At 65.7% G+C, this 20,487-nt stretch carries 26 protein-coding genes; all 26 read right to left on the reverse strand.

Going from position 1 to position 20,487, the window contains the following annotated elements; all coding sequences use genetic code 11:
• Positions 1-370: 370 nt before the first annotated feature.
• Entirely contained in the window at positions 371-1,489 is a 1,119-nt protein-coding gene (locus KB879_RS29325) for a porin (protein ID WP_041228196.1), read from the reverse strand.
• A gap of 244 nt (positions 1,490-1,733) precedes the next feature.
• Positions 1,734-2,531: a twin-arginine translocase subunit TatC gene (gene tatC, locus KB879_RS29330; RefSeq protein ID WP_153955126.1), complete on the reverse strand. Its 798-nt coding sequence runs from the start codon at positions 2,529-2,531 to the stop codon at positions 1,734-1,736.
• A 140-nt stretch (positions 2,532-2,671) separates the two neighbouring features.
• Complete coding sequence (tatB, locus tag KB879_RS29335) at positions 2,672-3,181, reverse strand: Sec-independent protein translocase protein TatB (RefSeq protein ID WP_013958195.1); 510 nt, start codon at positions 3,179-3,181, stop codon at positions 2,672-2,674.
• 95 nt (positions 3,182-3,276) lie between these two features.
• On the reverse strand, positions 3,277-3,510 hold the full coding sequence (gene tatA / locus KB879_RS29340) for a Sec-independent protein translocase subunit TatA (RefSeq protein WP_013958196.1): 234 nt from the start codon (positions 3,508-3,510) through the stop codon (positions 3,277-3,279).
• 148 nt (positions 3,511-3,658) lie between these two features.
• Complete coding sequence (locus KB879_RS29345) at positions 3,659-4,015, reverse strand: histidine triad nucleotide-binding protein (RefSeq protein ID WP_013958197.1); 357 nt, start codon at positions 4,013-4,015, stop codon at positions 3,659-3,661.
• 63 nt (positions 4,016-4,078) lie between these two features.
• On the reverse strand, positions 4,079-4,471 hold the full coding sequence (locus KB879_RS29350) for a membrane protein (protein WP_041228198.1): 393 nt from the start codon (positions 4,469-4,471) through the stop codon (positions 4,079-4,081).
• 60 nt (positions 4,472-4,531) lie between these two features.
• A complete protein-coding gene (locus KB879_RS29355; protein WP_013958199.1) occupies positions 4,532-4,903 on the reverse strand; it encodes a phosphoribosyl-ATP diphosphatase in 372 nt (123 codons plus the stop codon).
• Positions 4,900-5,304 carry a phosphoribosyl-AMP cyclohydrolase gene (gene hisI, locus KB879_RS29360; protein WP_013958200.1) on the reverse strand — a complete coding sequence of 135 codons (405 nt, stop codon included), beginning with the start codon at positions 5,302-5,304 and terminating at the stop codon, positions 4,900-4,902. The genes KB879_RS29355 and hisI overlap by 4 nt, the downstream gene beginning before the upstream one ends.
• A gap of 2 nt (positions 5,305-5,306) precedes the next feature.
• Positions 5,307-6,077, reverse strand: coding sequence for an imidazole glycerol phosphate synthase subunit HisF (gene hisF / locus KB879_RS29365; RefSeq protein WP_013958201.1), 771 nt, complete (start codon positions 6,075-6,077; stop codon positions 5,307-5,309).
• Between the two features lie 60 nt (positions 6,078-6,137).
• The gene (gene hisA, locus KB879_RS29370; RefSeq protein WP_153955125.1) at positions 6,138-6,884 is read right to left on the reverse strand and encodes a 1-(5-phosphoribosyl)-5-[(5-phosphoribosylamino)methylideneamino]imidazole-4-carboxamide isomerase; all 747 of its coding nucleotides are present in this window, start codon (positions 6,882-6,884) and stop codon (positions 6,138-6,140) included.
• A 138-nt stretch (positions 6,885-7,022) separates the two neighbouring features.
• A complete protein-coding gene (hisH, locus tag KB879_RS29375; RefSeq protein ID WP_211980363.1) occupies positions 7,023-7,676 on the reverse strand; it encodes an imidazole glycerol phosphate synthase subunit HisH in 654 nt (217 codons plus the stop codon).
• Positions 7,673-8,296, reverse strand: coding sequence for a YchE family NAAT transporter (locus KB879_RS29380; protein WP_010812329.1), 624 nt, complete (start codon positions 8,294-8,296; stop codon positions 7,673-7,675). The genes hisH and KB879_RS29380 overlap by 4 nt, the downstream gene beginning before the upstream one ends.
• Positions 8,297-8,388: 92 nt before the next feature.
• On the reverse strand, positions 8,389-8,976 hold the full coding sequence (hisB, locus tag KB879_RS29385; protein ID WP_013958203.1) for an imidazoleglycerol-phosphate dehydratase HisB: 588 nt from the start codon (positions 8,974-8,976) through the stop codon (positions 8,389-8,391).
• Between the two features lie 4 nt (positions 8,977-8,980).
• Positions 8,981-10,081, reverse strand: a complete 1,101-nt coding sequence (gene hisC, locus KB879_RS29390) for a histidinol-phosphate transaminase (protein ID WP_211980364.1) — start codon at positions 10,079-10,081, stop codon at positions 8,981-8,983.
• Positions 10,082-10,128: 47 nt separating this feature from the next.
• A complete protein-coding gene (hisD, locus tag KB879_RS29395) occupies positions 10,129-11,469 on the reverse strand; it encodes a histidinol dehydrogenase (RefSeq protein WP_013958205.1) in 1,341 nt (446 codons plus the stop codon).
• Between the two features lie 39 nt (positions 11,470-11,508).
• Entirely contained in the window at positions 11,509-12,183 is a 675-nt protein-coding gene (gene hisG, locus KB879_RS29400; protein WP_010812333.1) for an ATP phosphoribosyltransferase, read from the reverse strand.
• Positions 12,184-12,192: 9 nt separating this feature from the next.
• On the reverse strand, positions 12,193-13,443 hold the full coding sequence (gene murA, locus KB879_RS29405) for a UDP-N-acetylglucosamine 1-carboxyvinyltransferase (protein WP_013958206.1): 1,251 nt from the start codon (positions 13,441-13,443) through the stop codon (positions 12,193-12,195).
• 81 nt (positions 13,444-13,524) lie between these two features.
• Positions 13,525-13,773, reverse strand: a complete 249-nt coding sequence (locus KB879_RS29410) for a BolA family protein (RefSeq protein WP_010812335.1) — start codon at positions 13,771-13,773, stop codon at positions 13,525-13,527.
• A gap of 40 nt (positions 13,774-13,813) precedes the next feature.
• Positions 13,814-14,635 carry an ABC transporter permease gene (locus tag KB879_RS29415; RefSeq protein ID WP_371827378.1) on the reverse strand — a complete coding sequence of 274 codons (822 nt, stop codon included), beginning with the start codon at positions 14,633-14,635 and terminating at the stop codon, positions 13,814-13,816.
• Entirely contained in the window at positions 14,632-15,582 is a 951-nt protein-coding gene (locus KB879_RS29420) for an ABC transporter ATP-binding protein (RefSeq protein WP_153955121.1), read from the reverse strand. Before KB879_RS29420 ends, KB879_RS29415 begins: the two co-directional genes overlap by 4 nt.
• Before the next feature lie 251 nt (positions 15,583-15,833).
• A complete protein-coding gene (locus KB879_RS29425) occupies positions 15,834-16,130 on the reverse strand; it encodes a lipid asymmetry maintenance protein MlaB (RefSeq protein ID WP_114132218.1) in 297 nt (98 codons plus the stop codon).
• 152 nt (positions 16,131-16,282) lie between these two features.
• Positions 16,283-16,912, reverse strand: coding sequence for a phospholipid-binding protein MlaC (locus KB879_RS29430; protein WP_013958209.1), 630 nt, complete (start codon positions 16,910-16,912; stop codon positions 16,283-16,285).
• 214 nt (positions 16,913-17,126) lie between these two features.
• The gene (locus tag KB879_RS29435) at positions 17,127-18,218 is read right to left on the reverse strand and encodes a VacJ family lipoprotein (RefSeq protein WP_211980365.1); all 1,092 of its coding nucleotides are present in this window, start codon (positions 18,216-18,218) and stop codon (positions 17,127-17,129) included.
• Positions 18,215-18,727, reverse strand: a complete 513-nt coding sequence (mlaD, locus tag KB879_RS29440) for an outer membrane lipid asymmetry maintenance protein MlaD (RefSeq protein ID WP_211980366.1) — start codon at positions 18,725-18,727, stop codon at positions 18,215-18,217. Before mlaD ends, KB879_RS29435 begins: the two co-directional genes overlap by 4 nt.
• A gap of 62 nt (positions 18,728-18,789) precedes the next feature.
• On the reverse strand, positions 18,790-19,569 hold the full coding sequence (mlaE, locus tag KB879_RS29445; RefSeq protein ID WP_211980367.1) for a lipid asymmetry maintenance ABC transporter permease subunit MlaE: 780 nt from the start codon (positions 19,567-19,569) through the stop codon (positions 18,790-18,792).
• Complete coding sequence (locus KB879_RS29450) at positions 19,566-20,384, reverse strand: ABC transporter ATP-binding protein (protein WP_211980368.1); 819 nt, start codon at positions 20,382-20,384, stop codon at positions 19,566-19,568. The genes mlaE and KB879_RS29450 overlap by 4 nt, the downstream gene beginning before the upstream one ends.
• Between the last annotated feature and the right edge of the window lie 103 nt (positions 20,385-20,487).

Consider the following 20,487-nt stretch of genomic DNA (forward strand, 5'->3'; position numbering starts at 1 on the left):
GACGGGAAACAATGGACCTGAGCGGCAGACACCGCGCCTCGATGGCATGGCGGCCCACATCAATGCCCGTGAGGGTCGTAGGCAGGGCAGCCCCTCGAATCCTGTCCACGTGCTGGCGGGCCGCAATCCGCGCCGGCAACGCCTTCCCGATCGTCAGCAAGACGAAGCAGAATTCCCTGCGCGCCGCGAGCCACCCGCTCCCCCTCCCTGCCCGGCTGCCGATGCGCAACATGACACGCGAAGCACGGCAACATGCACAACCCGGCCTGTGCCTGCTCTTGGCAGCCCCACAAGACAAGAGGCCGGCATCCTTACGGATGCCGGCCTCTTGGTTCAAGCCAATCCTAAGCGAGCTTACGCTCGCGTCAGATTAGAACTTGTGGCGCAGACCAACCACGGCGCCGAACTGGTTGTCACCTTCGCCGCTGGCGTTGGTGCTAACCTTGCCGAAGCCGTCCAGGCCCAGGTTGGAGTTGTTCTTGTTCAGAACGTAACCCAGGCTCAGGTAGGCATCGGTACGCTTCGAGAAAGCGTAGTCAGCCGAAGCCACGAAGCTCCACGGATCGCCCTTCTGGCCGCGGAAGTCTTGGTAGTAAGCAGCGCCGGTCAGCGACAGAGCCGGGGTCACTTGGTAGCCAACGCCCAGCCAGTACAGGTTCGACGATGCCTTGGCACCGGTGATAGCCTGGATGTTCTGGCCCTGGAACGGCAGCGCGCCCAGATCCACACCCTTTGCCCAACGGTAGCCAGCGTAGACCTTAGCCGGGCCGAAGCCGTACGAGCCAGCCACCGAAGCGCGGCGGATCGTAGCGTCCGGGTTCACGACCGTGCCCACGGCGTTTGCCGAAGCCAGGTTGACTTCGTCATAGGCAGCACCGACCGCGAACGGACCAGCAGCGTAGGTCAGGTTCGCGCCGAATTCACGGCCGAGCTTGGCCGAACCCGGGACTTCGCCCAGGGCGCCGGCGCCGGTGTTTGCACCAGCGCTGTACAGGGCGCTGGCGGTCAGGCCACCGAACGTGCCAATGTACTTGACCGAGTTGTCAGCACGGCTGGCGAAAGCGGCGTCCTGAGCGGTGATCGAGTACTTGTTCGAAATGGCCATCGGGTCGAACTGCAGACCGAAGTCATAGAACGGGGTCTGGTGACGACCCAGGCTCAGCTGGCCATATTGGCTAGCCAGACCGACGTAGGCTTGGCGGCCGAACAGGCGGTTGTCGTTACCCGACTTGCCGTCGTCCAGGTTGAAACCGCTTTCCAGCACGAAGACGCCCTTCAGGCCGCCGCCCAGGTCTTCCACGCCACGCAGGCCCCAACGGCTGCCCGACAGGTTACCCGAGGTCATGCGAACCACGTCGTGGCCATTCGGTTGGTTTTGCTGGTATTCGATACCGGCATCGACCACGCCGTACAGGGTTACGCTCGATTGGGCATAGGCGCCACCAGCGGCCAGAGCGGCGACGGCAGCAGCAAACAGTTTCATCTTCATATCGACACTTTCCTTGTCAACTGATTGGGAAATCTTGGTTGCCCAAGTACTTGGGCGACGCATTAACGTTCACGTCTGTTGCGTATTATGTGCCAGCCCCCCCGGCCGTCAGAAGGCTTTTTCGGCGTAAACCATGCCCACTGGCGGTTTTTGTTGTCGGGGAGCAACAGGAATGGGTAGAAAAATCCCCGTTTTGGTGCAAAACAGGGATGGCAGGCCGACAAGATCTCCTACCTCAGCCGAATTAGTCCGGCTGCGTTTCCCCTGAAGCGGTGGCTTCAGGTGCCGGGCGGCCCACAAAGCGCGCCAGCAGTAGTCCCAGTTCATAAAGCGCCACCAGCGGCACGGCCAGCAGCAGCTGCGACAGCACATCGGGCGGGGTCACGATGGCCGCGATGATGAACGCCCCCACGATCACATAGGGGCGGATCTGCTTGAGCTTTTCCAGTTCCACCACGCCAAAGCGCACCAGCACGATCACCACCACCGGCACTTCGAAGGTAATGCCGAAGGCCAGGAAGGTGGTCATGGCAAAGCTGAGGTACTTGTCGATGTCGGTCGACATCTCCGCCCCCAGCGGGGCGTTGTAGTGCGCCATGAAATGGAACACCGTGGGGAACACCAGGAAATACGCGAACGCCACGCCGCACAGGAACAGGAAATAGCTGCTCGATACCAGCGGCAGGATCAGGCGCTTCTCATGCTGGTACAGGCCGGGCGCGACAAACTGCCAGATCTGGTACAGCACCCACGGCAATGCGATCAGGAAGGCCACCAGCAAGGTGACTTTCATCGGCACGAAGAACGAGCCGGTGACATCGGTCACGATCATCTTGCCGCCCTTGGGCAGCGACTCCATCAGCGGCGCGGCAAACAGGTTGAAGATGAGCGGCGCCCAGTAGACCAGGCTGACGAAGACCAGGATGATGCCGGCCACCGCCTTGACCAGGCGTTGGCGCAGCTCGACCAGGTGGGAAATAAAGGTTTCCTGCTGCGACTCGTCTTGCGGGTCTTGGGGATCTGGGGACCGGGTGTCGCTCATGGCGTGAACCGCTCAGCCGCGGGGGCTGGCAAGGTGGATCGATGGGGCCGCAACGCGGCGGCGCGCGAGTGCGACCAGGACTGCGGCCACGACGGCAGCGGCCGGAACGACGGCCGGCAAGGTGTTGCCGCGGCGCATGCTCACTCGAAGAAGGATCGGGATGGCCGGGTGACCGGCCGGTGGCGCTTGACGCGCGCCGCGCCTGACTGCACCCAGACGCGGACATTGTGCTGGCGCTTGAACCAGAGTGGGCGGGCGCCCTGCTTGACGCGCCAGCTCTTGCGCCCGTTGTGCGCCTTGTGGGCCGCATCCCAGCTTGGCACAAAGCCGCCACTGGCGTCGGCGCTGCCGCCGCTGGTTCCCTCGGCACCACCCAGGGCTTCGTTCAGCGCCTGGGTCTGCTCGCTGACTTCCTTGTGGATGGTGCGCTCGACATCGCGCGCGGCGTCCTCGAATTCCGTGCGCATCTTGCGCAGTTCTTCCAGTTCAACCTCGCGGCTGACCTCGGCCTTGACGTCGTTGATGTAGCGCTGCGCCCGGCCGACCAGCGCGCCCACCGTGCGCGCAACCTTGGGCAGCCGTTCGGGACCGATCACGATCAGTGCCACGGCGCCGATCAGCGCCAGCTTGGAAATGCCGAGATCAATCATGCGGACACATCATGCGGACAATATGCGGAAAAGCGCAGGCGCGAGACGACACGCGGGCAGCGAGGTTTGCGTAGAAGGGATGGCACACCGCCGGATTACTGCTGGCGGGTCTTTTCCTTGGCTTCGACGTCGATGGTGGTGGAGTCGCGCAGTTCCTTAGACTGGGCAGGATCGGCGGCCGCCTTGCCTTCGCCTTCCTTCATGCCATCCTTGAAGCCCTTAACCGCGCCGCCCAGGTCCTGGCCGATATTGCGCAGTTTCTTGGTGCCGAACACGAGCATGACGATCACCAGCACGATCAGCCAGTGCCAAATGCTAAACGAACCCATTTCTTGCTCCTGATGAAGCCGCGGGCGCAATCAGATATGCCCGGACCCGTTGTTCCGTCCCGTTATGGCCGCGCCGGGCGACGGTTGCCGGCGCAGCTTCTGCCCGGGGCGTTTCCGCCGCGGGCGCTCCCATGCCAAGGCTGCCCGGTCAGGGCAGCGGTGCCTTCCACGCGTGGCGCGGCCCACCCAGCACATGCAGGTGCAGGTGGTAGACCTCTTGCCCACCGTCCGGGCCGGTATTGATCACCGTCCGGAAACCGTTGGCACAGCCTGCCGCGCGCGCCAGTTCAGGCACCTTCAGCATCATTCTAGCAAGCACCGCCCCTTCGCCGGCGCCGCAATCGGCCAGCGAGTCGACATGCAACCTGGGAATGACCAGAAAGTGTACCGGGGCCTTGGGATGGATATCGTGGAAGGCCACCATGTCGTCGTCTTCATAGACCTTGCGCGACGGTAGCTGGCCGGCCACGATCTTGCAGAAGATGCAATTATCCTGAGCGTTCATGAAGATTTCATTGCGACGGCCGCGGCACCCGCTGTCACCTTCGCGCGCCCGGCCTGCCCGGCATCAGAACTGCTGATCCGGGTACATCGGCTTGCTGTCATTCAGGTACAGCCAGCCCTTGACAATACGATACAGCATCCACAGCGACAGCACGCCCCAGACCGCAAAGGCCAGCGGTATCAGCACGACTGTCGCAAACAGCACCCCGCCCAGCACGCCCCACACCACCGACCACCAGAACGAGCGGATCTGCCAGGCGAAGTGCGAGGCATAGAGCGAACCGCGCGCGTCGTCGCGCTTGACGTAGTCGATCACGATGGCGATCAGCGCGGTGATGCCGCCGGTCAGCCAGAAGATCGCATACAGGGCATACAGGATGTGCAGCAGCTTGCGCAGGCTGCTCAACTGTTCGCCGCTTGGAGTGGTGACTTGCCCGGTGTAGTCGTTCGCCATCATTGCCCTTGGTTGGAAACCTGCCTTGCGGGCAGGCGGAAGACCGGCCGGCGCCTGCGCCAGCTAGTCCTTGCGCCGGGCCTTTTCCTCGAGGCCAGACAGCCCCTCGCGCCGCGCGAGCTCGTTGACCACATCCGCCGGGGTCAGACCGAAGTTGGCCAGCAATACCATGCTGTGGAACCACAGGTCGGCCACTTCATAGACCACCTTGCCGGCCTCGGCACCGCTCTGCCCGGCGGCGCGCGCGTCCTTGGCGGCCATCACGGTCTCGGTGGCTTCCTCGCCGATCTTCTTCAGGATGGCATCGTCGCCCTTGCTGAACAGGCGCGCCACGTAGGACTTGTCAGGGTCGCCGCCGTTGGCGGGCTTGCGCGATTCCAGCACTTCGGCCAGGCGCGCCAGGACATCATTGCTGCTGAGTTGGGTGTCGCTCATGGCTTGGTGTAGATCTGGGCAGGGTCCTTCAGCACCGGCTCGACCGTGTGCCAGTCGCCGGCTTCCACATCGCCCTCGAACTTCTGGAAGAAGCAGGAATGGCGCCCGGTATGGCAGGCGATATTGTCGATCTGGGTCACCTTCAGCAGCACCACGTCTTCATCGCAGTCCAGGCGGATCTCATGCACTTTCTGCACGTGGCCGGACTCTTCGCCCTTGTGCCACAGGCGCTTGCGCGAGCGCGACCAGAATACGGCCTCGCCCAGCTCCACGGTGCGCTGGAGCGCGTCGCGGTTCATGAAGGCGAACATCAGCACGTCATTCGAGCCGACTTCCTGCACGATCACCGGCACCAGGCCGTTATCGTCCCATTTGACCTTGTTGAGCCACTTCTTTGCCATGATCAGATCCGCACGGGAATGCCCTCGCGGGCCATGAATGCCTTGGCTTCGCCTACGGTGTGTTGGCCGTAATGGAAGATGCTGGCGGCCAGCACCGCGTCGGCGCGGCCCTGGGTGATGCCGTCGGCCAGGTCCTGCAGGCCGCCGACGCCGCCCGAGGCGATCACCGGCACCGGCACGGCGTCGCTGACGGCGCGGGTCAGTTCCAGGTCGAAACCACTCTTGGTGCCATCGCGGTCCATGCTGGTCAGCAGGATCTCGCCGGCGCCGCGCGCGGCCATCTCTCGCGCCCATTCGACCGCATCCAGGCCGGTGGCCTTGCGCCCGCCGTGGGTGAAGACTTCCCAGCGCGGCGCTTCGCCCGGGGCGGAACTGCGCTTGGCGTCGATCGCCACCACGATGCACTGCGAGCCGTACTTTGCGGTCGCGTCCGACACCAGCTGCGGATTGGCGATGGCTGACGAGTTGACGCTGATCTTGTCCGCGCCGGCATTGAGCAGGCGCCGCACGTCTTCGACCGTGCGCACGCCGCCGCCCACCGTCAGCGGGATAAAGACCTGCGACGCCACATCCTCGATGATGTGCAGCATCAGGTCACGCCCGTCGCTGGTCGCGGTGATGTCCAGGAATGTGATTTCATCGGCGCCCTGCTCATCATAGCGGCGCGCGATTTCCACGGGATCGCCCGCGTCGCGCAGCTCGACAAAGTTGACGCCCTTGACCACCCGCCCGTTGGTCACGTCCAGGCAGGGGATGATACGTTTGGCTAGCATGAGATTCCTTGTCCGCCGCCAGTTCCGGCCTGGCGGCGGCTGCGCCCGCGGCGCGTTGCCTTATTGCCCGTCGCGCAGCTTGTCCGCCAGTGCCTGCGCGGCGGCAAAGTTGAGATCCCCGGAGTAGATCGCTCGGCCGCAAATGACGCCTTCGACACCTTCGCCCTCGACGGCGCAGAGGTTGTTGATGTCGGCCAGGTTGGACAGCCCGCCGCTGGCGATCACCGGAATCGACATCGATTGCGCCAGCTTGACGGTGGCATCGATATTGATCCCCTGCAGCATGCCGTCGCGGCCAATATCCGTGTAGATGATGGCCTCGACGCCGTAGTCTTCATACTTGCGTGCCAGGTCCGCCACCTCGTGGCCGGTCAGCTTGCTCCAGCCGTCGGTCGCCACCTTGCCGTCCCTGGCATCCAGGCCGACGATGATATGGCCGCCGAAGGCCGAGCAGGCGTCCTTCAGGAAACCGGGGTTTTTCACCGCGGCCGTGCCGATGATGACGTACGACAGGCCGTCATCCAGCCAGCGTTCGATGGTGTTCAGGTCGCGGATGCCGCCCCCCAGCTGCACCGGGATCTCGTCGCCGACCTCGGCGATGATGGCCTTGATGGCCTCCTCGTTGCGGGGCTTGCCCACGAACGCGCCGTTCAGGTCCACCAGGTGCAGGCGGCGGGCGCCCTGCTCCACCCAGTGCCGTGCCATGGCGGCGGGATCTTCGGAAAAGACGGTGGCCTGGTCCATGTCGCCTTGTTTGAGGCGTACACACTGACCGTCCTTCAGGTCGATGGCCGGAATGAGCAACATATGCGTGACGAGCGTGGTTGAGTGATAGAGATTGAGCGAGACCGGCGCTGCCGGTCAGGTCGGGTCGATAGTCGATCGGAAACAGGTCGGGTGACGGGTCGAGTTAGCGGTCGATGATCGGTAAAAAAACGAATCGGGTCAGGGATTCCAGTGGACGAAGTTCCGGTACAGCTGCAGGCCCAGGGCCGCGCTCTTCTCGGGGTGGAACTGCGTCGCGAAAATATTATCGCGCGCTACCGCGCTGGTAAATACGACTCCGTATTCCGTTTCACCGGCAACATGGGCCGGGTCCTTCGCCTGCACATAGTAACTGTGGACGAAATAGAACCAGCTGTCGTCCGGGATACCGTCCCACAGCGGGTGCGGCCTGGCCTGGCGAACCCGGTTCCAACCCATCTGCGGCACCTTGTAGCGCGAGCCGTCGGGCTGCGTCATGCCGTCCAGCGCAAAGCGCACCACCTGGCCGGGCATCAGGCCCAGCGCCGGCGTACGGTCCACGCCGGCCCGGCTTTCGGTGCTGAACTGGAACAGCATCTGCTCGCCCACGCACACGCCCAGCATCGGCTTGCTGGCGGCGGCCTGCACCACCGCCTCCTGCAGCCCGGACGCGCCCAGCGCCGACATGCAGTCGGGCATCGCGCCCTGGCCGGGCAGCACCACGCGGTCGGCCGAGCGGATGCCTTCGGGGGCATTCACCACGCGCACGTCCGCTTCCGGCGCCGCGGCACGCAGCGCCTGCGCCACCGAGCGCAGGTTGCCCATGCCGTAATCCACAATTGCTATGGTAGTCATGATTTCAAAACAGGCAACAATGTCTTCAGCCCGTCCACAATGAATTCCACGGCCAGCGCCGACAGGATCAGCCCCATCAGGCGCGTGCCGATATTGATGCCGGTGCGGCCGATGACCCGGGCAATCGGGTCGGCCGCGCGAAACACCAGGTACACCACCGCACCGATCACCACGCCCAGGCCGACCAGGATCAGCAACTGGTACCAGTGCTGGGTCTTGCCGGCATAGACGATCACCGTGCTGATCGAGCCCGGCCCGGTCAGCAGCGGCAGCGCCAGCGGCACCACCGCGATGCTGGACTTTACCTCGGCCTCGTCCTCTTCTTCCGGCGTGGCCTTGGTGCGGCTGGTCTGCGCGTTCAGCATGTTCATGGCCATCATGATCATGATGAGCCCGCCACCCACCTGCAGCGACGCCACCGAGATATTGAAGAACTCGATGATCTGCTGCCCCAGCAAGGCCGACACCGCCACCACGATCGCCACCGAAACCGATGCGATCTTGATGGTACGCAGCTTTTCCGCTTCCGTCTGCAGGCTGGTCAGGCTGATGAAGAACGGGATCGCCCCGATCGGGTTGATCAGCGCCAGCAGCGAAATAAACGACTTGAGCGTATCCATCGGTTGCGGGTCGCCAGCATCGCTGGCCAGGTTCAGGCTTGGAAGGTCAGCGGGCGCCGCAACCAGCCGGCACGCCTACCGTGGTGGAAAGGTCAGAGCGTACCCTTGGTCGACGGGATCGTGTTCGCCGCGCGCGGGTCCAGCTCCACCGCCATGCGCAGTGCCCGGCCAAAGGCCTTGAACACGGTCTCGCACTGATGGTGGGCATTGATGCCGCGCAGGTTGTCGATATGCAGGGTCACGCCCGCATGGTTGACGAAGCCGCGGAAGAACTCGATGGTCAGGTCCACATCGAAGCTGCCCACGCGCGCACGCGTGAACGGCACGTGGAATTCCAGGCCGGGGCGGCCGGAGAAATCGATCACCACGCGCGACAGGCATTCGTCCAGCGGCACATAGCTGTGGCCGTAGCGGGTGATGCCCTTCTTGTCGCCGATGGCTTTTGCCACGGCCTGGCCGAGCGTGATGCCCACGTCTTCCACCGTGTGGTGGTCGTCGATATGCGTGTCGCCGGTGGCTTCGACCTCCAGGTCGAACATGCCATGCCGGGCGATCTGGTCCAGCATGTGGTCAAGGAACGGCACGCCGGACGCCAGTTTCTGGCGGCCGCTGCCGTCGAGATTCAGGGAAACGCGAATTTGCGTTTCCGAAGTATTGCGGGTGACCTCTGCAACACGCATGGTGTTAATCCTGCAGCGACGCTGCGAATGCCTCAAGGAACTGCGCGTTTTCTTCGGGGGTGCTGACCGTGACGCGCAGACAATTGGCCAGCAACGGGTGCATTTTACTCACGTTCTTGATCAATACCTTGCGGGCCAGCAGCCGGTCGAACGTCTGTGCAGCATCCGGCACGCGCGCCAGCAGGAAGTTGGCGGCGCTGGGGAACACCGTCACCCCCGCGTGCGCGGCCATGCCGTCGGCCACGCGGGTGCGTTCGGCGCGCAGCTGCGCGGCCTGTTCGTCCAGCACCGACACATGCTCCAGCGCGAACAGCGCTGTCGCTTCGGTCAGCACATTGACGTTGTAGGGCGGGCGCACCTTGTCGAGCTGCGACAGCCATTCCGGCGCGCCGGCCAGGTAGCCCAGCCGGATGCCGGCCAGGCCCAGCTTGGATACGGTTCGCATCACCAGCAGGTTGCCGAATTCCGTCAGGCGCGGCATCCAGCTGTGCTGCGCGAACGGCTGGTAGGCCTCGTCGACCACCACCAGGCTGTTGCAGACCTCGCCCTGGGCGGCGCGGACGATGGCCTCCATGTCGGCGGCATCGAACAGGTTGCCGGTCGGGTTGTTCGGGTAGGCCAGGTAAATGATGGCGGGCTGGTGCTCGGCCATCGCCGCCAGCATGGCGGCGCGGTCGAGCGTGAAGTCCGCGCGCAGCGGCACGCCGACGAACTGCAGGCCGGCGAACTGCGCCGACATCGCGTACATGACGAAGCCCGGCACCGGCGCCATCACCTTGGCGCCGGGATTGGCCGCGGCCAGCGCCAGCATGCTGATGATCTCGTCCGAGCCATTGCCGAGCAACACATCCATGCCGGCGGGCACCTGCATCACGGTCTTCAGCTTCGCGCGCAGCGCTTCGCTGCTGGGCACCGGGTAGCGGTTCAGCGCAACCTCGCCCAGGCGCTCGGCCAGTTCGCGGCGCAGATCGGGCGGCAGCCGGTACGGGTTCTCCATCGCGTCAAGCTTGACCAGACCGTGCGAATCCGGCACGTGGTAGGCGCCCATGGCGCGTACGTCGTCACGGATGATGCGTTCGATCAGGGAGGGCTCTACGGCTGACATGGGAACTCCAAAGTTGGCTGCGTTATCAGGCAGCGTGGGTCAGTAGATCAACTGCGTTTGTTGAAACGATATTCCGCGCTGCGGGCGTGGGCCTGCAGGCCTTCGCCGTACGCGAGTTCGGCGGCGATCTGGCCGAGCATCTGCGCCCCGCCCTCGCTCACTTCGATCAGGCTCGAACGCTTCTGGAAGTCATAGACGCCCAGCGGCGAAGAGAAGCGCGCGGTGCGCGAGGTCGGCAGCACGTGGTTCGGGCCCGCGCAGTAATCGCCCAGCGACTCGCTGGTATAGGGGCCCAGGAAGATGGCGCCGGCGTGGCGGATCTTCTCGCTCCACTGGCGCGGGTTCTCGGCGGAGATCTCCAGGTGCTCGGGCGCGATCGCATTGGCGATCTCGCAGGCCTCTTCCATGTCGCGCACCTTGATCAGCGCGCCACGGCCGGAGATCGACGCGGCAATCACCTCGCGCCGCGGCATGGTGCCGAGCTGGCGCTGGATGCTGGCTTCGACGCGGGCGATATAGCCAGCGTCCGGGCACAGCAGGATCGACTGCGCCAGCTCGTCGTGCTCGGCCTGCGAGAACAGGTCCATCGCCACCCAGTCGGGGTCGGTGGTGCCGTCGCAGATCACCAGGATCTCGGACGGGCCGGCAATCATGTCGATACCGACGGTGCCGAACACGCGCCGCTTGGCCGCGGCCACATAGGCGTTGCCGGGGCCGACGATCTTGTCGACCTGCGGCAGCGTCGCCGTGCCGTAGGCCAGCGCGCCAATCGCCTGGGCGCCGCCGATGGTAAACACGCGGTCTACGCCGGCGATCTGCGCGGCGGCCAGCACCAGCTCATTGCGCACGCCACCCGGCGTGGGCACGACCATGATGATTTCCTTCACGCCCGCCACGCGCGCCGGGATCGCGTTCATCAGCACCGACGACGGATACGCGGCCTTGCCGCCCGGCACGTAGATGCCGACGCGGTCCAGCGGCGTCACCTTCTGGCCGAGCATGGTGCCGTCGGCCTCGGTGTATTCCCAGCTGTGGCTGCCGCATTCGATCTTCTGCTTCTCGTGGTAGGCGCGCACGCGCGCGGCGGCAGCCTCCAGCGCGGCGCGGCGCTTGGGCTCGAGGTCTTCGAGCGCGGCTTCCAGCTGCTGCTGCGACACCTCCAGCGCGCCCATCGACGACGCTTCCACGCGGTCGAAGCGCTTGGTGTATTCCAGCACCGCGGCATCCCCGCGCGCCTTCACGTCGGCCAGGATCTGCGCCGCGGCGCGATCGATGGCCTCGTCCTCGCCAGCCTCGAAGGCCAGCACCTGGCCCAGCGCCTCGGCAAAGCCAGGCTTGCTGGAATCGAGCCGGCGGATCGGCAGGTTTTCCATTTCGGTTGCGTTCATGACTACTTTCCTCTCAGTCGGCGCGGGCCTGGTGTGGCCTTACGCCAGCGCCGCCGAAGCTCGTTCGAATGCGTCGAGAATCGGCGCAAGCCGCTCGCGCTTGAGTTTGAGCGCGGCCTGGTTCACCACCAGCCGCGACGAGATCTGCACGATCTCTTCGACTTCGACCAGGTTGTTGGCGCGCAGCGTGCTGCCAGTGCTGACCAGGTCGACGATGGCATCGGACAGGCCCACCAGCGGACCCAGCTCCATCGAACCGTACAGCTTGATCAGGTCGACGTGAACGCCCTTTTTCGCAAAATGCTCGCGCGCCGTCTGCACGTACTTGGTAGCCACGGCCAGGCGCGCGCCCTGGCGCACCGCGTTGGCGTAGTCAAACCCGGCCGGCACCGCCACCGACATGCGGCAGCGCGCGATGTTCAGGTCGATCGGCGCGTACAGGCCGGCCATGCCGCTTTCCATCAGCACGTCCTTGCCGGCCACGCCGAAGTCGGCGGCGCCATATTGGACGTAGGTCGGCACGTCCGAGGCGCGCACGATCACCACGCGCACGGCCGGGTCGGAGGTCGGCAGGATCAGCTTGCGCGAGGTCTCGGGGTCCTCGGTGACGCGGATGCCGGCGGCTTCCAGGAGCGGCAGCGTCTCGGTGAAGATGCGGCCCTTGGACAGCGCCAGCGTCAGCTGGTTGGGCGATGCGTTGAAAGTGGGGCTCATCGGACTTCCTCAGGCAATGCGGCGGATCTTCGCGCCCACTGCCGACAGCTTGTCTTCCATGCGGTCGTAGCCGCGGTCCAGGTGATAGATGCGGTCGATCACGGTCTCGCCATCGGCCACCAGGCCGGCGATCACCAGGCTGGCCGAGGCGCGCAGGTCGGTCGCCATCACGTTGGCGCCCGACAGGCGCGGCACGCCGTTGACCACCGCGGTATTGCCTTCGACCGCGATGTCCGCGCCCAGGCGGTTCAGTTCCTGCACGTGCATGAAGCGGTTTTCGAAGATGGTCTCGGTCACGCGCGCGGTGCCTTCGGCCACGGCATTGAGTGCCATGAACTGGGCCTGCATGTCGGTCGGGAAGGCCGGGTACTCCGAGGTGCGGAAGCTCACGGCCTTCGCGCGCTGCGGCATCGCCAGGCGGATCCAATCGGCGCCGGTCTCGAGCTTTGCGCCGGCTTCGCGCAGCTTGTCGAGCACGGTGTCGAGGATGTCCGGCTGCACGCCGCGCAGCACCAGGTCGCCCAGCGTCGCGGCGGCGGCGCACAGGAAGGTGCCGGCCTCAATGCGGTCGGCGATCACGCTGTGGCTGGCGCCATGCAGGCGCTCCACGCCCTGCACCACCAGGCGGTCGGTGCCGATGCCTTCGATCTTCGCGCCCATCTTGACCAGCAGGTGGGCCAGGTCGGTCACCTCGGGCTCGCGCGCGGCATTTTCCAGCACGGTCTCGCCTTCGGCCAGCGTGGCAGCCATCAGCAGGTTCTCGGTGCCGGTCACGGTGATCATGTCGGTGACCACGCGCGCGCCCTTCAGGCGCTTGGCGCGGGCATGGATAAAGCCGTGTTCGATGCTGATCTCGGCGCCCATCGCCTGCAGGCCCTTGATGTGCTGGTCGACCGGGCGCGCGCCGATGCCGCAGCCGCCGGGCAGCGACACGCGGGCCTCGCCGAAGCGGGCCACCAGCGGGCCCAGCACCAGGATCGAGGCGCGCATGGTCTTGACCAGCTCATACGGGGCCTCGAGCACGTTGACGTCGGCGCCGTTCAGGGTCACGCGGGCGCCATCCAACTCGGCCTGCATGCCCATCTGGCGCAGCAGCTTGAGGGTGGTGCGCACGTCCTGCAGGTTCGGCACGTTGTCCAGCGAGACGGTATCCGCCGTCAGCAGGCCCGCGCACAGGATCGGCAGGGCGGCGTTCTTGGCGCCCGACACGCGGATTTCGCCCTTCAGCGGGCCATTGCCGTGGATCTGGAATTTGTCCATGTTCTGTCGTCTGGAGCCGGGCACGCGCCCGGCGTCATGGTTCTGGGGCCGCGCGGGTGGCGCGGCGCATATTGGCGGGGCTTACTTGCCTTCGCCCGCCTGCCACTCGGCAGGCGTCAGCGTCTTCATCGACAGCGCGTGGATCTCGGCACGCATGCGGTCGCCCAGCGCGGCATAGACGCGCTGGTGGCGCTGGATCAGCCGCTTGCCTTCAAATTCGGCGCTGACGATGGTGGCAAAGAAGTGCTGGCCATCGCCCTCGACTTGCAGATGTTCGCAGGGCAGTCCTTGGGCAATGTAATCCCTGACTTGTTCCGGTGTAGGCAGCATGGGGTTCTCTTCAGCGTGATTCAGTATGGCCGGCCACAGTTCAGTGGCGCAGCTTGTATCCGGACTTCAGCAAGCGCAGCGCCAGCGCGGCCAGCACCACGAACGCCGATCCGACCACTGCCAGGCTGAACAGCGGCGACACGTCCGAGACGCCGAAGAAGCCATAGCGGAAGCCGTCGATCATGTAGAAGAACGGATTGGCATGGGACACCGCCTGCCAGAAGGCGGGCAGCGAATGGATCGAATAGAACACACCGGACAGGAAGGTCGCCGGCATGATCAGGAAGTTCTGGAACGCGGCCAGCTGGTCGAATTTCTCGGCCCAGATACCGGCGATCAGGCCCAGCGTGCCGAGGATGCCCGCACCCAGCAGCGCAAAGACGAGGATCCAGGCCACATAGGCAAAATGCAGGTTGGCAAACCACGCCGTCACCAGCAGCACGCCCAGGCCCACGGTCAGCCCGCGGATCACCGAGGCCACCACATAGGCGCCGAACATCTCCCAGTGCGACAAGGGCGGCAGCAGCACGAACACCAGGTTGCCGGTGATCTTGGACTGGATCAGCGATGACGAGCTGTTGGCAAACGCGTTCTGCAGCACGCTCATCATCACCAGGCCGGGCACCAGGAAGGCGGTGTAGCTGATCTGGTCATAGACCTTGACCCGGTCTTCCAGCACATGGCCGAAGATCAGCAGGTACAGCACCGCGGTCAGCACCGGCGCGGCCACGGTCTGGAAGCTGACCTTCCAGAAACGCAGCACTTCCTTGTACAGCAGGGTGCGGAAACCCACCAGGCCGCCCACGGCCATCGGCCCAAGGCCGGTGTCGTCCAGGACCTCGATATCGCCAGGCTGCTTCATGCCACGGCCTCCATCGCCGGATCGGGCAACGCACCGGGCATATGCCCCTCGCGGCGCATGATCTGCACAAATACGTCCTCGAGGTCGGCCTTGTTGATTTCCATGTTTTCGATGTCACAGTCCGCTTCGCGGCAGGCGGCCAGGATCGGTTCAACCGCCTGGTAGCCCGACAACCGCAGGCGCACCGCGCGCTCGCCGGGGTTGGCCGGCATGCGCAGCGGCTCCAGCGCCGGCGGCAGGACGCCGCGCGCAAAGGTCAGCACCAGCTGTAGCCCGGCAAACTGCGTCAGCAGGTTGCTGGTGCGGTCCAGCGTCACCACTTCGCCGAACTTGAGCATGGCGATGCGGTCGCACAGGGCCTCGGCCTCTTCCAAATAGTGCGTGGTCAGGATGATGGTGTGCCCTTCCCGGTTCAGGCGCGAGATGAACTTCCACAGCGTCTGGCGCAGTTCCACGTCCACACCGGCGGTGGGCTCGTCCAGCACGATAACCGGCGGGCGGTGCACCAGCGCCTGCGCCACCAGCACGCGCCGCTTCATGCCGCCCGAGAGCTGGCGCATATTGGCGTCGGCTTTCCCGGTCAGGTCCAGGTTGGCCATGATCTCGTCGATCCAGTCATCGTTGCGGGTCAGGCCAAAGTAGCCCGACTGCAGCCGCAGCGTCTCGCGCACCGTGAAGAACGGATCGAACACCAGCTCCTGCGGCACCACGCCCAGCATACGCCGGGCCATCCGGTAGTCGGCGACGACATCGTGACCAAGCACACTGACGCGGCCGGAATCGGCGCGGTTCAGGCCGGCGAGGATCGAGATCAGCGTGGTCTTGCCGGCGCCGTTGGGCCCGAGCAGGCCGAAGAATTCGCCGCGTTCGACGGTGAAGCTGACGCCCTTGAGCGCCTGCAGGTTGCGGTAGCGCTTGCGAACGTCGTGGATTTCAATGGCTTTCATGGCCGATTGTTTGTGGCGGGTCCGGCTTTTTCGGGGCCTGCCGCCGGGAATTGGGGAGCAACTGCGTGCCCGGACTTCCTGGCCCGGCGTGGCATGAACCGGTAACAGGCGGGGGGATGGGCGAACAACCCGGAATTATAGGGGATGCGGGGAGGGTCCCGCTTGATCTGCCCCCAGGGGCTCGGCGACCGCGCAGGGCCGTCGCCGCGGCATCGCGGGCGGCCGCCGTGCTGGCGACCGGCGATGCCGGATCAATGTCGGTGGTGGTGCCCTTGCGGCGCGGCCGCGGGGGCCAGGCCCAGCAGGCCGTCCACGCCGTACAGGCTGGCCAGTTGCGACAGCTGCGGCGGCACGCCGCGCAGCGACAGCGCCTGGCTGCGCGCGGCGGCGGCGCGGTTCCATGCCAGCAGCACGGCGACCGCAGAGGAATCCACCTGCGCCAGGCCGGTGCAGTCGACCTGCACCTCGCCCTGCGCCACGCGTGCCAGCCCGTCACGCAGCACGGCGGCGGCGTTCTGGTTGGTCAGCGAGGTGCCTAGCGAGAGCATGGATGCGTGGCCTGGGGATCGGTAGCTTGAATACGGTGGCAAAAACGACGACTCCCGCACATCGGGCGGGAGTCTGTGCCGCGAACGGCCATTGTAGAGCAGATCGGCGTGCCGTGCTGCATTGCAGCGGCGCACCGTTGGGCACGCGCGCCTCAGCTCTTGGCGCTGGCCAGCTGGCGGTTGCGGTCCTGCAGCGTCTTGATCACGCCCTCGACGCCCTGCTGGCCGACGATGGTGTTGAAGCTGCCCTTGTAGGCTTCGGTCAGCCAGGCGCCCAGCACGTTGATGTCATAGACCTTCCAGCCCTGGGCGGTCTTTTCCAGGCGGTAGTCCATCTGAATCGGCTCGCCCTTGTTGACGACCTGGGTGCGGATGGTGGCATCAGTATCGTCAGCCGTGCCGCGGTACGGGCGGTACTGCACGGTCTGGTCGCGGATCTGGGCGATGGCGCCGGCATAGGTGCGGATCAGCAGGGTCTTGAACTCCTCGGTGATCTGCTTCTGCTGCTCGGGCGTGGCCTTGGACCAGTTGCGGCCCATGGCGATCTGCGTGGTCTTCTGGAAGTTGGCGTTGGGGATGATCTTCTGCTCGACCAGCGCGGTGATCTTGGCGATATTGCCGGCCTGCATGTCCTTGTCGGCCTTGACGGTCGTCATCACGTCACTGACCACGGCCTTGACCAGCCCGTCCGGGGTCGCTGCGTCCTGGGTCGCCACTTGGGCGTGCGCCGTGCCTGCGAAGGCAACTACCGTAAGGAAGGGGACCAACAGTCGCTTTATCATGGATTTTCCTTCTTTATCAAAGACATTTTTCGCCGAAGGCGAACTGGCCGGGCGCCATTGGCTGGCGCGCGGCCTTGCGGTGATTGGAACATAAGCGCGGAGCGGTGGTTGCCCCCACAAGCGCCTTTTCCGCTACTTATAAACAAATTGTTTCAGCCCTCACAGGGCATTCACAGCCTGGCGCGGGCCCTGGAGCCGCCCGCGCCACGCAGAGTCAGCGGATACGAACACCCGGCACGATCCGCTGCATCGGATCCATGGGCGGTATCGGCAGGCTCTGGCTCTCAGGCTGCAGGTCGCCCGGGGGCGTCTGCGCAGGCTGCGCCGGGGTGGCGGCCGGGGCCGAGGCGTCGGCCGGCGGCGCGGCGGGTGCCGGTGCCGGTGCCGGTGCCGGTGCTGCAGGCTGCGCCGGCGTAGCGGGCGTAGCGGGCGTAGCGGGCGTAGCGGGCGTAGCGGGCGTAGCGGGCGTAGCGGGCGTAGCGGGCGTAGCGGGCGTAGCGGGCGTAGCGGGCGTAGCGGGCGTGGCAGGCTTTTCACCTTCGGCCCCGCCAGGGGCTTCAGGGCGCGCCGCCGGCGCCTCCGGGGCGCTGTCTGCATCCTCGTCGCCTTCCGGCGGGTTGCCGTCGTAGACCAGGTACTGGCGCCGCTGCAGGTAGGAATCGCGCATGAACGAGTACTTGTCCAGCGCCGCCTGCTCCAGCAGGTTGCTCGCGCCCAGCAGCTGCGCCCGGCCGGCGACGATGCGCACGCCGGTCAGCGAGTTGCGCAGCGATACCGGATAGAAATAGGCCGATGGATCGAAACTGCGGTCCACCAGCATGCCGCCGGTGTCACGCACCGTGCTGGGCCCGAACAGCGGCAGCACCAGGTACGGCCCGGGCGGCACGCCCCACACGCCCAGCGTCTGGCCGAAGTCTTCCTTGTACTTGGGCAGGCCGGCCGGGGTGGCGATGTCGATCAGGCCGCCGATCCCCAGCACGGTGTTCATGGCCACGCGCATGGTGTCCTCTGCGGCGCGGGCGGGCTTGCCCTGCAGCAGGTTGTTCGCCGCCGAGTAGACATCGCTCACATTGGAGAAGAAGTTCTCCACCGCGCGCTGCACCGGCGTGGGCATGTAGTCGGCATAGACCTGGGCCACCGGGCGCAGGATGCCCTTGTCGAAGTCCTCGTTGATCTTCGCGACTTCGCGATTGAACGGCTCCAGCGGATCTTTCGGATTGGCGGTGGGGCCCGTGGCGCAACCGGCAAGCACGGCCGCGGCAGCCACCGCGGCCAGGCCCTTGCAGAAGGATGGGGCAACGCTCATTTGAGGTCCCCTGCCGGCGCCGGTGCGCTGGCACCGGCGGACACACCGCCGCCGGCATCTGCCGCCTTGTTGTACAGGAACTGGCCGATCAGGTTTTCCAGCACCACCGCCGACTGCGTCATGATGATGCGTCCGCCTTCGGCCAGCATGGCGGTGTCGCCGCCGGCTTCCAGGCCGATGTACTGCTCGCCGAGCAGTCCGGATGTCAGGATCTTGGCCGAGGTGTCCTTGGGAAACTGGTAGCGCTTCTCCAGGCTCATCTCGACGGTGGCCTGGTAGGTCTTGTCGTCGAAGCGGATCGCCGCCACGCGGCCGACCACCACGCCCGCGCTCTTGACCGGCGCGCGCGGCTTGAGCCCGCCGATATTATCAAAGCGCGCCTGCACGCTATAGGTGTCCTGGAAGGAAAAGGCGCTCATGTTCCCCGCCTTGAGGGCCAGGAACAGCACGGCGACAAAGCCCGCCGCGACGAATAGCCCCACCCAGAAATCGAGTGCATTCTTTTTCATTGGAATCTCTTTCTTCAACCCCGTAGTGTTCTTGTCGCTGTCTTGTCGTTGGTACGGCCGCGTCATTTGCTGAACATCAGCGCGGTCAGCAGGAAATCCAGCCCCAGCACGGCCAGCGACGCAATCACCACGGTACGGGTGGTCGCGCGCGCGACGCCTTCCGGCGTGGGCTTGGCCTCGAAGCCCTGGTACAGGGCAATAAACGTCACGGCAATGCCAAAGATAAAGCTCTTGATCACGCCATTGAGCACGTCGGCGCGCACATCGACACCGCCCTGCATCTGCGACCAGAAGGCGCCGGCGTCAACGCCAATCAACTGCACGCCCACCACGTAGCCGCCCAGGATGCCGACCGCGCTGAAGATCGCCGCCAGCACCGGCATGGCGATCACGCCGGCCCAGAAGCGCGGCGCGATCACGCGCTGCAGCGGGTTCACCGCCATCATTTCCATGGCCGTCAGCTGCTCGCCCGCCTTCATCAGGCCGATCTCGGCAGTCAGCGAGGTGCCGGCGCGGCCGGCGAACAGCAGCGCGGTCACCACCGGGCCCAGTTCGCGCACCAGCGACAACGCCACCAGCAGCCCGAGTGCCTGCTCGGACCCGTAGCGGTTCAGCGTGTAGTAGCCCTGCAGGCCAAGCACGAAGCCCACGAACAGGCCCGACACCGCGATGATCACCAGCGACAGGTTGCCGACAAAGAAGACCTGGTCGGTCACCAGCCGGAAGCGGCGCAGCAGCGCCGGGGACAGGCCCAGCAGCGTCAGGAACATGCGCGTGGCATGGCCCAGCCCCGACAGGCTGCGGCGCACGGCCGCGCCGATGGTGGTAAAGAAGTCCGTCACCGCGCACCTCCGGCGAAATCCTCGGCCAGCGAAGGTCCGGCGTAGTGGAACGGCACCGGTCCGTCGGCCTCGGCATGGACGAACTGGTGCACGAACGGGTCGGTGGAGGCGCGCAGCGCCTCAGGCTCGCCCTGCGCGACGATGCGGCCGTCGGCAATGAAATAGACGTAGTCGGCGATCTGGAAGGTCTCGTGCACGTCGTGCGAGACGATGATCGTGGTGGCGCCCAGCGCGTCGTTCAGGCTGCGGATCAGCCGCGCGGTCAGCCCGAGCGAGATCGGGTCCAGCCCGGCGAAGGGCTCGTCATACATCAGCAGCGCCGGATCCAGCGCGATCGCGCGAGCCAGCGCCACGCGCCGCGCCATGCCGCCCGAGATCTGCGACGGCAGCAGGTTGCGCGCGCCGCGCAGGCCGACCGCGTTGAGCTTCATCAGCACCAGGTCGCGGATCATCGAGTCGGGCAGGTCGGTGTGCTCGCGCAGCGGGAACGCCACATTGTCGAACACCGACAGGTCGGTAAACAGCGCGCCGAACTGGAACAGCATGCCCATCTGGCGGCGCACCGCGTAAAGGCCGCGGGTATCCAGCGTGTGGATATCGGTGCCGGCAAAGCTGACCGTGCCCGCCTGCGGGCGGATCTGGCCGCCGATCAGCCGCAGCACCGTCGTTTTGCCACAACCCGAGCCGCCCATCACCGCAATCACCTTGCCGCGCGGGAAATGCATGGTCAGGCCGGACAGGATCGGCTTGCCGTGGTCCGCATAGGCGAAGTCCACCGCAGTCAGTTCGACGAGGTTTTGAGCAGAATCGGTCACGTGGGCACCGGTCAGGACAGGCGCGCATTATAAGGTGTACTACCTAGCCCTGCTGGCGCCCGTGTGCCCCGCGCCACATGCCCCCTCTCTCAGACTTGCCCTA

It is taken from the genome of Cupriavidus sp. KK10, from assembly GCF_018223725.1.
GTDB classification, from domain to species: Bacteria; Pseudomonadota; Gammaproteobacteria; order Burkholderiales; family Burkholderiaceae; genus Cupriavidus; species Cupriavidus necator.